Consider the following 11367-nt stretch of genomic DNA (forward strand, 5'->3'; position numbering starts at 1 on the left):
GCGCAGTCGGCGCCGGCGCGAGACGGACATCGTTCCCCCTGCGGTCTGGACGTGCTGTGGACTGTGTGGCACCTGCTGCTCAGAAACCGACACCCGCGTCCTCCCCCGCCCCCGGAACGGTGTAGTACCGGACGCTCTCGGCGCCGGTGAACCACACCACGTCCGCGCGCTCGATGTCGTCGAGCCCGACACCACCGACGGTGAGCGGCGTGCCGGGGACGGCTTCGCCCTCGGACAGCCACACGGCCCGGTCGCGGTCCACCCGGACCAGCAGCTCCACCTGATCGGTCAGCTGCCGCACGGCGAGGACGCGCACGGTGCCACTGACGGAACCGACCGCAGCAGCGGGCAAGTGGGTCCCGCTCGGGACGATCCAGCCGCTGTCCGCGCCACGCACCGGGACGAAGACGACGACGGGGGTGTCCTCAGTCGTGACGGTGCAGTCAGCGGTGGCGACGCGCAGCACCGCCGCTTCGCTCGCCGGCAGCTTCGCGAGCTTCGCGCGACAAGCGGCTTTCTCCTCATCGGTCATGACGCGTTCCTTCGAACGCGTACCACCGTCAGCCACCTTCGTGGACGTTCCCGGGAGCACGTCCCCGGTGGAGAGCGTGACCGCTCGTCCCTCGTTCACCGACTCGTCACCGAGGAGGAAGGTGTGCACGACTCCGGTCGCATCGCTCCCCGTGTAGACGATGTCCGGTTGCTGCCACGCGGGTGCGGTCGAGCGCCATGGGGTCGGCGTGGGCGTCGGGGCTGCCGGACGGGGCGAGGAAGGCGTCGTGCCGGTTGGAGAGGGTGTTGCGCGGGGAGACGGGGTCGTCGCTCCAGCACCCGCTGCGGACCCGTTCGCAGGCGTACCGCTGGTGACGACGAGGGAGGACGACGCCGGTGCGGAGACGATCGCAGAGAGCGTTCCGGTGCCGGGCGTTGCCGCGACGACCGCGCCACCGGTCGATACCGGCGCGATCACACTGGTGTCAGCAGTGGGGGCGACGGTGGAGGCGAAGATGTCACGGCCACCGAACGCCGAGTTCACGGAGCGCTCCGGGGAGGTGCTGACGCCCGGGGTGGAGATCGCCCCGGGCACGCTCAACGCGGAGGCGTCCGCGGAGGGGCTGGTGCTCAGCCACAGGAAGCCCGCGGCACCGCCGGCCAGGACCGCCACGGCGGCCGCCCCGCCGAGGAGGGCTCGGACGTGGCTGCGCCCCGCGGGTTCCTCCTCGAAGGGCGGGTAGTCCGGCTCGGGCAGGTCGAGGGGCTCGTCACCGAGGTTGCCGTTCATCAGCCCTCGCTCCCGGTCGTCGACGCGGCAGCGCCGGTGGTGTCAGCGGTGGTGGTGTCAGTGGTGGTGTCAGTGGTGGTGCTGTCGCGCACGACGAACACCGTGCCCGTCAGCTTGGTGGTGACGCCCGCGTCACCGGCGGTGGTGCCGGCGGTGAGGTCGACGGTCTTGAGCAGCAGGAAGCGGCCCATGTCGGCCTGCACCTGCTTGACGAACAGCTCGCTGGCGGCGAAGGAGCCCTCGACGGTGACGGTGAGCGGCACGTCCACGACGGTCGTGCCGTCGGCCGCGGGGACCGCGGTGCCGGTGGCGTCGGCGCCGTGCAGGGCGGGGGTGCCCGTCTCGACGGAGGTCAGGACCAGGCCGTCGGCGCTCGCGTACCCCTCGACCTGGCGCAGCAGCCCCTGCACGTCCGCCTCGGCCGGCAGCGTGGCGCGGATCGCGGCCAGCTCGGCCCTGCTCCGGTCGAGGGTGGCGAACTGCGACGCCAGCAGCTCGGTCTTCTGGGCGATGGCCTCGTTCTGGAGGGCCACCTGGGCCGTCTGGGTGGCGATGTCCGCCGCCTCGGCGCGCTTGGGCGCCAGCAGCAGGAAGTAGGTGGCCACCAGGACCAGCACGGCGAGGACGCCGGTGCCGGCGATCCACACGGTGTTGCTGGAGCGTGTCATCTCGTCGAGCCTCCTGTCGTCTCTCGGGTCAGCGCGCCGACAGCAGCGCGTCGGCGGTCACGGTGGCGGTGGCGTTGAAGGTGACGACCCCCTGCACGGGGTCGAGCGTGGAGGTGGACAGCCGGGGGTCGGCCAGACCGGCGATGCCGGCCACCTGGTCCATCCAGGCGGCCACCTGGGCCTGGGTCTTGGTCTGCCCGGTCACCTCCAGGGTGCCGACGCCCTGGACGGCCAGGGGGTCGGTGGGGGTCCCGGTCGACGCCGCGGTGCTCGTGGCCGCCGTGGTGTCGAGGGAGACGTTCGTGAGCGAGAGGTCCTGCGGGGCACCCGCGGCCAGCTGGTCCAGCAGCTCGTAGGCGGGGACGTCACCGCTCGTGACGTCCTGCTGGACGCGCCGGGCGGTCTCCAGCTCGGCCAGCACCCGCGGCACCTCGACGTAGCGGCGCTGAGCCTGCTGCAGCTGCAGCGTGCGCTGCTGCTCCGCTTCGAGCGCCTCGGTCGCCGTGCCGACGTGCCCGGCGGTCACGGCGTAGGCGGCGGCCGAGACGCCCAGCACGCCGACGAGCCCGAGCGCGAGGCCCGCCTGGAGCAGGCGCCCCCGGCGGGCGCTGCCGACCTCGGCCGGCAGCAGGTTCACGCGTGCGACGGAGGTGCGCGTGGCGACCGCTTCCAGGGTCTGGAAGCTCATGAGACCACTCCGAGGGCCAGGCCGACGGGCACGGCCGCCAGCGGTTGGATGGCGGCCAGCTGCTGCTCGTCGAGGCCGGTGCGCCCCAGGCGGACCCCGGCCAGGACGTCGCCGTCGGCCACGGGCCTGCGGGTCACCTGCTCGAGCTTCTCGGCGAAGCCGTGCAGCTGCGAGCCGCCACCGGAGACGAGGATGCGCTCCACGGGGAACCGGGGGTTCGCGGCGCCGTAGTAGTCGAGGGAGCTGCGCACCTCGTCGGCGAAGACCTCCTGCATGAGCTCGACGGCAGACCGGGCCAGCTCGGCCTCCTGCTCGCTCAGCTCTCCGGCGCTGCCCCGCTTGACCCCCTCCGCGAGGGCGGCGGGCACGCCCAGGCGCTCGGCGACCGCGTCGGTGACGTCCTGGCCGCCCATCAGCAGGATGCGCACGAACCGGGGCACGCCGGCGGAGTGGATGACGAGGTTGGAGACGCGGGAGCCGACGTCCAGGAGGGCCTCGGTGGCGACGTCGCCGTGCTGCTTGCCGGTGCTGCGCAGCACGGCGAACGAGGTCAGGTCGACCGAGGTGACGCGCAGTCCGGCGCTCTCCACGGCCGCCACGTTCGACAGGACCATCTGGCGCGAGGCGGCCACGAGCAGACCGCGCAGCTGACGGCTGCCGTGCTCGCGGAGCTCCTCGGTGACGTGGAAGTCGATGACGACGTCCTCGACGGGCATCGGCAGGTACTCCTGCACCAGGAGCGGCAGGGCGGGCGTGAGCTCGGCCTTGGGCATCCAGGGCAGGTCCACCTGCCGGACCACCACGTGCTGGTTCGCCACGCCGAGGGCGACGCGCTTGCCGCGGAACCCGCTGCCCTTCCAGAGGGTCTTGATCGCGTCGACGACCGCGGCGCGGTCGTCGACCTCACCGTCGCGCACGGCGCCCTCGGGGAGGGCCACCTGCCCGAACTTCTCGAGCGTGATGCCGTCGCGGCCGCAGGACAGCTCGGCGGCGCGGACACCCGAGGTGCCGATGTCGAGACCGACGGCGGTGCGTCCGGGCACGTCGCCTCCTCCGTGTGCGTGGCCGCGCCGCGCGCAGACCCGTGGGTTCCGGGTCCCGTGCAGGACCCACGGTGGTGATCGGGCCACCACCGGGAGGACTTGAGGCCCGGCGGCCGGGTGGCTCGCGGGCCGGGGCCTCAGGCGGTCGGCAGCCCGATGAGGGAGAGGTACCAGCGGCCGACGGGCTCGGCGGCGAACAGGGCGGTCAACGCCCCGGCGAGCATGGCGGGACCGAAGGGCACCTTGGTGCGCCGCCCGGCGCGGCCGAGCAGGAGCAGCGGGACGGCGACGAGCCCGCCGAGGAGGAACGCCAGGAAGGCGCCCACCGCCAGGGCGTCCCACCCCCACCAGGCCAGGTGCAGGCCCAGGACCCCGGCGAGCTTGACGTCGCCGAGACCCATGCCGCCGGGCTTGGCCACGAAGAGGGCGAAGTACAGCAGCAGCAGGACGGTCCCACCGGCCACGGCGCGCAGCAGCGCGGCCCAGTCCCCCGTGCCCGCGCTGGCCAGCGTGAGCAGGACCAGGGCCACGGGGTAGGAGGGCAGCACGATGGCGTCCGGCAGGCGGTGCACGTCCACGTCGATGAGGGTGAGCGGGACCGCGATGCCGGCGAGGTACAGGTAGGCGGGCAGCGCCCAGGTCACGCCGACGTGGGCGGTCACCAGTGCGAAGAGCGCGCCGGTGGCCAGCTCCACGAGGGGGTAGCGCACGCTGATCGGCGCGGCGCAGTCGCGGCAGCGCCCCCGCAGCAGCACCCACGACAGCACGGGCACGTTGTCGCGGCGGCGCACCTCGTGACCGCAGCCCGGGCAGCGGCTGGCGGGCCGCACGACGGAGAGCCCCAGCGGTACGCGGTGGACGACGACGTTGAGGAACGAACCGACCAGGACGCCGAGCACGCCCGCGAGGAGGGCTTCAGGAGCCACTGCGGCTCACCTCGCGCACCCCGGTGACGCCGGGGTCGCTGATCAGCTGCGGGGCGTTCCACTTCTGCGCCGATCCGCCGTTGCAGGCCGCGGAGACGATGCGGGAGTAGTTGCCGTTGTTCCACTTCGGCCCGATGGACAGGCAGCGACCGGCGAAGTCCAGGAACGTGTAGCTCTCAGCGTAGTCGGGCATCTTGTACTGACGGGTGAACCTCTGCTCGGACCGGCCGTCGCACGTCTTGAAGGTCACGTCGGCGTTCTCCTCGAGGGTCCCGGCCGGGGAGGCGGTCAGGCAGTACTTGCTGCTCGTGCTGTTGTTGACCAGGACGGAGATCTGCTGGGCGGTGGTGATGTTCTCGGTGTAGTACCACTTGTGGTTCCACTTGAGCTTCGAGCCGCCCGAGGGGTCCTGCTTGCAGGGGTAGACGATCATCTGCGGGGCCGCGATCTTCTCGCCGGTGACGTCCATGCAGCGGCCGAACTCGAAGTAGTTGACGATCTGCCGCGTGTTGTAGCTGGCGGCGCCGGCGCCCACGGACGGGTCCGGCGCGAACGAACCCCACTCCGCGTCGCTGGCGCAGTCGCCGATGCGGAGGCTCCTGCCCGTGATCGGGCTCGTGCCGGGGTCGCTGCCGACGCCGAGGCACCGGGTCCCGTAGTCGGTGTTCGCCGAGTTCTGGCCCTTGAACCGCGAGCCGCCCTCGTAGCTGAACAGCTGGCTAGAACGGCGCTTGTCGCACTTCTGCAGCGTCGCGTCCGCAGCGGCGGTGGTGCTGGCGTCGATGCAGAGCGGGGTGGTGGCCAGGGTGGAGGACAGCACGATCGTGTAGTCGGTGTTGTAGATCCACATCTGCCGGGGGTCGTTGAACGTGCAGCCCGACTCGGCGGCGTACGTCACCTTGGAGCCGATCGCCGGCGTCGCGGGGGCCTGCAGGCAGTACTGGTTCAGCGGCATCGTCCACATCAGGCCGCCGGGGATGTTGCCGTTGTCGAGCTCGAAGGAGTACAGCGCCTCCACGACGCGGTCGCCGGCGGTGGCGCCGCGGCCCGGCAGGCTCGCCCCGGTGCCCGTGGAGCGCAGCACCGCGTGCGAGGGGATGTACGCGGTACCCGTCGCAGGGCTGCAGTCGATGCGCCGGATCTCCTGCTCGGCGACCGGCAGGTCGCTCGGGTCGGTGTCGTAGTAGGTGATGGTCACGGTGTAGCGCTCGCCGGCCGCCGTCCCGCTGACCGTGCACGGCAGCAGGTTCTTGGTGCCGAAGCTCTGCCCGTTGTTGCTGGAGCCGATGGCGGTGCGGATCTGCGCCGAGGCGGCCTCGACGCCGGCCTGCGCGGCGGCGAGGGTGGCGGTGCGCTTCTGCTGCAGCTGGGTGGGCAGCACCTGGCTCAGCACGATGCCCAGCACGAGGATGCTCAGCGCCGTGGCGACCAGGACGCTGGTCATCACCAGCAGGAGGGCGGCGCCCTCGTCCTGGCCCTGCTGCCGGGCGCGGTCCAGCCGCGCGCGCAGGAGGCGTGCCAGTGCAGCCATCGTCGTCACCGTACCCGGGTCGTGGAGGGGGAGCAGACGGCGGACTTGAGGATGCCGTCGGTCTTCGCGGAGCTGTTCATCGCCGTGAACGTGGTGTCGAGGGCCTCGGTGCGGGTGCCCCCCGAGCGGTCGCCCGTGGCGCGCGGCACCTCCAGGTGCACCGTGAGGGTCTGCCGCGTCATCTCCTGACCAGCGGTGTCCGACGTCGCCGAGGTCACGCGGAAGGGAGCGCGGGCGCCGTCGGTGAGGACGGCGGGGTCGGTCGCCAGGCCCCTCGCGGTGGTCCGCCAGGTGCCGGCCGCCTCGCCCGTCGCGTCCCAGGTGCGCTCCTCCAGCACGCCGGCGCCGACGTCGTAGCGCCACTGCGTGCACGCGGGGGTGCCGCCGTCGTGCGCGGGCGTCTGGAACTCCACCCACCACGCGCCGCCCGCGGCACCGGGCGCGTTGACGCTCTCGGCGTAGCGAGCCTCGCGGTCCATGGCGGTGAAGGCGCTGCGCAGCTGGTCGGTGGCGGCGCTGACGGCCTGGGTGCGGGTCGTGTCGCGCACCACGACCACGAGCCCGCCGATGAAGACGGCGAAGCAGGCGGTGAACACCACCATGGCGACCATCGTCTCGACGAGAGTGACACCCGCGTCCCGACCCTGGACGTCGTTCGCGGCGAGGTCCCCGGTGCGCTTCACAGCACGTTCACCGTGAGCTGGGCGGCACCCGACACCAGGCCGGAGTTGGCCCCGGTCCCGCGCAGCGTGTAGGTCCACCGGCACGTCTGCCCGCTGGTGAGCAGCGACCCGGTGGCACCGGACACGCTGAACCGGCCGGCGTCGACCCGGGTGAGGGTGCAGGTCCCCGACGTCCTGACCGGGTCGGTGACCTCGACCGTGGCCGTCGTGCTGGGGGTGTCGTTGGCCACCAGGTCGACGGTCACCGCCGACGACCCGGAGGAGCCGCCGTTGCCGTTGCCGTTGCCGATGCCGATGGCGTTGCCGCCGCCGGGGACGAGGTGGGCGGCGGTCACCGACACGACGTCGTTGACCGCCACGGGGCGCACCGGCACCGTGAGCGTCACCGTCTTGGAGGACTGGCCGTCGTAGTTGCGCACGAACCACCGGGCGGTGAAGGTCCCGACGGTGTTCAGCGGCGGCGTGTAGGTGAGCTCCCGGCCGGAGCGCTTGGTCGCCGCGTCGTAGGCCGTGCCGTCGAGCCTGAAGGTGCCCCCGCCGGCGTTGACGGTGCTGATCCACACGCGCGAGTTCTGATCGGTGTTGCCGGCGTCGACGAGGGTGCGCAGCGGCTTCGGCGTCGCGGTGCCCTTCTGAGCGTCGATCGGCTGGGTGCTGGGCTCGACGACGGGGGCCGACGTGACGCTCCAGCGCAGCTCGGCCGTGGGGTCGATGAGGGTGGCCGTGCGGTAGGTGCAGGCACCACCGCGGCACCGGGCGGAACCACCGCCGGGCGTCCAGGCGACCTGCACGATCACGCGGTAGAGCTTCACGTACCCGTTGGGAGTGGTCTGCGCGTCGGTGCCGGTGCCCTTGGTGCACTGGCCGTTCACCTGGCTGCGCAGGCGGTAGCAGACGCCCACGAGGGTGTCGACGGCGTACGTCTCGCCCGAGAGCCTCGTCGTCGAGGCGAGGGCGATCGTGGGGGTGGCGCCGGGGACGGCGGTGGAGTCCCACGCCGGGAAGGTGGTGGAGGCCTCGACGGGCGCGACGCGGGTCCACTGCGCCTGCACGTCGGCCGAGCGACGGCCGGTCAGCAGGTAGTCGGGACGCACCGAACGGCTCGCCTCCACGGCCTGCGTGGCGAGGGTCGTGGCGATCTGCCGACGCTCCTGCTCGCTGGCGGCGACGGTGCCGCGCAGGAAGAAGACGGCGCTGGAGGCGGCGACGAGGGCCAGGAGGCTGAGCGCGACGACGACCTCGACGAGGGAGAAGCCTTCCTCGGCGTGGTGCTCGGGGGTTCCACGCAACATGGGAGTTCTCCCCTTTCGAGGTGTGCCCGTGCTAGCCGGCGGGCGGTGCACCGAGATGAGCTCTCGGAGCACCGCCCGCGCGAGGGGGTTGATCAGCAGGTGCCCTTGTTGACACCGGACTTGCCGCTCTCGATCTTGAAGTCGGAGCCGGACTGCGACTTGGCCGAGATGCAGTAGGACTCGGCGCCAGCGGTGTTGGTGACGGTCGGCGTGGCGAAGGCGGTCTTGCCCGAGACCTTGACGTAGATGGTGTCTGCCGCCGGACCGGTGGCGGGCGCAGTACCAGCGACCAGCTTGGTCGGGTACGTCTGGTTATCGGTGTAGTACGTCTCCATCTCCGTCTGCGCGCTGCGCAGGTCGCTGCGGGCCTGGGTGTCGTAGGCCTTGTTGCGCTGGTTCAGGAAGGTCGGGATGGCGATGGCGGCGAGGATGCCGATGATGATCATGACGACGAGGAGCTCGATCAGGGTGAAGCCCTGGTCCTTCTCCTCCACGGCCTTGCGGATGCGAGCGAGCATGGTGCTCCCCTTCGGTGAGATCCTGAGCCGCTCGCGGGTCGCGCACCGGCGTCTACCGGCCTCGCGGCTCTTGTACTGAAGACATCGGGTGCTCCCCCGGCGCCCTTGAGCGTGCACTTCACCCGGTCACCCGCACGGCCCAGCGCCCTGCCGCGGGACGACGACGGCCCGTGAGCAGGAGCGCTCACGGGCCGTTCGGCGGCACCGGTTCGGCGCCGGCGCTGGTCGGTCGGCGCGGTTCAGTTGATGAGGTTCATGACCCCGAAGATGGGCATGTACATCGCCACGATCATGGAACCGACGATGCCGCCCAGGACCGCGATCATGATGGGCTCGATGAGGCTGGTGAGGGCCTCGGTCGTGGCCTCGACCTCCTGGTCGTAGAAGTCGGAGATCTTGTGCAGCATCGAGTCCAGGGCGCCGGTGTCCTCGCCGACGCTCATCATCTGCACCACCATCGCGGGGAAGACCGCGTGCTCGGCCAGCGGGGCGGCGAGCGAGCGGCCCGAGCGGACGCTCTCCATGACGTCCCTCGAGGCGCGCTCGATGACGACGTTGCCGCTGGCGTTCCCGACGATCTCCAGGCTCTGCAGGATCGGCACGCCGGAGCGCAGCATGGTGCCCAGGTTGCGGGTGAAGCGGCTCAGGGCGATCTTCTGCGTCAGCACCCCGAAGATCGGCAGCTTGAGCTTGAGGGGGTCGACGACGTCCCGCACCCTCGGCTTGTCCTTGACCTTGCGCCACACGGCCGGGAACGCGAGCGCCGTGACGACGCCGACGGGAGCGGCGTACGTCATCCCGTGGGACAGCGCCACGAGGATCTTCGTGGGCAGCGGCAGCTCGCCACCCAGCTCGGTGAACATGTTCGCGAAGATCGGCACGATGAACAGCAGCATGCCGACGACGGCGAGGATGGCGATGACGAAGACGACGACCGGGTAGGTCATCGCCGACTTCACCTTGGCCCGCAGCTTGACCTCGGCCTCGAAGTTGTCCGCGATCTGCAGCAGCACCTGGTCCAGGAAGCCGCCGACCTCACCGGCGCGCACCATGTTGATCATCAGGGGCGGGAAGACGTCGCGGTGCCGGGCCAGCGCGGTGGACAGCGCCGTGCCGCCCTCGACCTCCGCGCGGCACTCCTGCAGGGTGGCGGCGAGCTTCTTGCTCTCCGTCTGCTCCGCGAGGATCGCCAGCGCCTTCAGCAGCGTCAGGCCGGAGGAGACCATCGTGGCGAACTGCCGCGACATCAGCGCCAGGTCCTTCAGCGTCACCCGGTTCGAGCCGGGAAGGCTGATCTCCATCTGCAGGCCCTGGCCGGCCCTGGACTCCGTGACGGAGACGGGGGCCAGGTCCTGGCTCTGCAGGCGGCCGATGACGGCCTGCTGGTCGCCGGCCTCGAGCGTGCCCTTGACGAGCTTGCCGGTGCGGTCGCGCGCGGCGTACTCGAAGGTCCGCTGACCGGGCTTGGCGGCCCGGGCGGGCCCCTTGGTGGCGGTGGCCATCTCGGGTCCTCCCTCAGATCCAGCCGGTCAGGCGGCGGAACTCGTCGGCGGCGTGGGACTTCTCCAGGCCGTGCTCGAAGGTGATCTGGCGGGTGCGCACCAGCTCGGCCAGGTGCTGGTCGAGGGTGTGCATGCCGAACTGCGCGCCGGCCTGCATGGCGGAGCCGATCTGGTGGGTCTTGCCCTCGCGGATGAGGTTGCGGATGGCCGGGGTGGCGACGAGGACCTCGGTGGCCACGACGCGGCCCTGGCCGTCGGCGCGCTTGCACAGCGTCTGGCACACCACGCCCTGCAGGGCGCCGGCGAGCTGCACGCGGATCTGCTGCTGCTGGTGCGGGGGGAAGACGTCGATGACGCGGTCGATGGTCTGGGCGGCGTCCTGGGTGTGCAGGGTGCCGAAGACGAGGTGGCCGGTCTCCGCGGCGGTCAGCGCCACGGAGATCGTCTCCAGGTCGCGCAGCTCGCCGACGAGGATGATGTCGGGGTCCTGGCGCAGCACGTGCTTGAGCGCGCTGGCGAAGGACTTCGTGTCCTCCCCCACCTCGCGCTGGTTCACCAGGCAGCCCTTGTGCCGGTGGAGGAACTCGATGGGGTCCTCCACGGTCATGATGTGGTCGTGGCGGGTGCGGTTGGCCAGGTCCACGATCGAGGCCAGAGTGGTGGACTTGCCCGAGCCGGTGGGGCCGGTGACGAGCACGAACCCGCGCTGCAGGCCCGCGAAGGACGCCACGACCGGCGGGACGCCGAGGTCCTCCAGCGGCTTGATGTCGAAGGGGATGCGGCGGAACGCGGCGCCGAGGGACTCGCGCTGGCGGTAGACGTTGACGCGGAAGCGGGAGTGCCCGGGCACGGCGTAGGCGAAGTCCAGCTCGAGGTGGGCCTCGAAGTGCTCGCGCTGCTTCTGGGTGAGGACGGCGTAGATCGCCTGCTGCAGCACCTGCGGGGTGAGCTTGGCGAAGCCCTCCAGCGGCGTCAGCTCCCCGGACAGGCGCACCGTGGGCGGCGCGCCGGTGGTGAGGTGGACGTCGGAGGCACCGGCCCGCAGGGCGGCGATGAGGACGTCGTTCACCTTCAGCGCCGGGCCGGTCTGCTCGCCGCCGGCGACGGCGGCGGCCGGCGCCTCGGCGAGCGCCGGGGCGGGCTGCGGCTCGGGCGCCAGCTGCGGCACCGCGGGCCGCACCAGCTCCTCGGCCAGGCCGGGCGTCACGGGGGGCGCGGGGCGCGGTGCGGGGAC

The 11367-nt window shown here is 71.9% G+C and carries 11 protein-coding genes; all 11 read right to left on the minus strand.

The window, feature by feature from the left end:
* Positions 1-79: 79 nt before the first annotated feature.
* Complete coding sequence (locus GTR00_RS00460) at positions 80-1282, minus strand: hypothetical protein (RefSeq protein WP_166609704.1); 1203 nt, start codon at positions 1280-1282, stop codon at positions 80-82.
* Positions 1282-1950 carry a type 4a pilus biogenesis protein PilO gene (locus tag GTR00_RS00465; RefSeq protein ID WP_166609705.1) on the minus strand — a complete coding sequence of 223 codons (669 nt, stop codon included), beginning with the start codon at positions 1948-1950 and terminating at the stop codon, positions 1282-1284. Before GTR00_RS00465 ends, GTR00_RS00460 begins: the two co-directional genes overlap by 1 nt.
* A 28-nt stretch (positions 1951-1978) precedes the next feature.
* Positions 1979-2638: a PilN domain-containing protein gene (locus tag GTR00_RS00470; RefSeq protein WP_166609706.1), complete on the minus strand. Its 660-nt coding sequence runs from the start codon at positions 2636-2638 to the stop codon at positions 1979-1981.
* On the minus strand, positions 2635-3681 hold the full coding sequence (gene pilM / locus GTR00_RS00475) for a type IV pilus assembly protein PilM (protein WP_166609707.1): 1047 nt from the start codon (positions 3679-3681) through the stop codon (positions 2635-2637). Before pilM ends, GTR00_RS00470 begins: the two co-directional genes overlap by 4 nt.
* A 137-nt stretch (positions 3682-3818) precedes the next feature.
* Positions 3819-4607 carry a prepilin peptidase gene (locus GTR00_RS00480; RefSeq protein WP_166609708.1) on the minus strand — a complete coding sequence of 263 codons (789 nt, stop codon included), beginning with the start codon at positions 4605-4607 and terminating at the stop codon, positions 3819-3821.
* Complete coding sequence (locus tag GTR00_RS00485; protein ID WP_166609709.1) at positions 4597-6138, minus strand: ricin-type beta-trefoil lectin domain protein; 1542 nt, start codon at positions 6136-6138, stop codon at positions 4597-4599. Before GTR00_RS00485 ends, GTR00_RS00480 begins: the two co-directional genes overlap by 11 nt.
* Before the next feature lie 5 nt (positions 6139-6143).
* The gene (locus GTR00_RS00490) at positions 6144-6821 is read right to left on the minus strand and encodes a hypothetical protein (RefSeq protein ID WP_166609710.1); all 678 of its coding nucleotides are present in this window, start codon (positions 6819-6821) and stop codon (positions 6144-6146) included.
* Complete coding sequence (locus tag GTR00_RS00495) at positions 6818-8113, minus strand: prepilin-type N-terminal cleavage/methylation domain-containing protein (RefSeq protein ID WP_166609711.1); 1296 nt, start codon at positions 8111-8113, stop codon at positions 6818-6820. The genes GTR00_RS00490 and GTR00_RS00495 overlap by 4 nt, the downstream gene beginning before the upstream one ends.
* Before the next feature lie 92 nt (positions 8114-8205).
* Positions 8206-8631 carry a type IV pilin protein gene (locus GTR00_RS22700; protein WP_205704742.1) on the minus strand — a complete coding sequence of 142 codons (426 nt, stop codon included), beginning with the start codon at positions 8629-8631 and terminating at the stop codon, positions 8206-8208.
* 239 nt (positions 8632-8870) lie between these two features.
* A complete protein-coding gene (locus GTR00_RS00505) occupies positions 8871-10133 on the minus strand; it encodes a type II secretion system F family protein (protein WP_166609712.1) in 1263 nt (420 codons plus the stop codon).
* Positions 10134-10146: 13 nt separating this feature from the next.
* Positions 10147-11367 (minus strand): type IV pilus twitching motility protein PilT (locus tag GTR00_RS00510; RefSeq protein ID WP_323132112.1); only part of this gene is annotated, 1221 nt, incomplete at its 5' end.

The sequence above is a fragment of the Kineococcus indalonis genome (assembly GCF_009906395.1).
Lineage (GTDB): Bacteria > Actinomycetota > Actinomycetes > Actinomycetales > Kineococcaceae > Kineococcus > Kineococcus indalonis.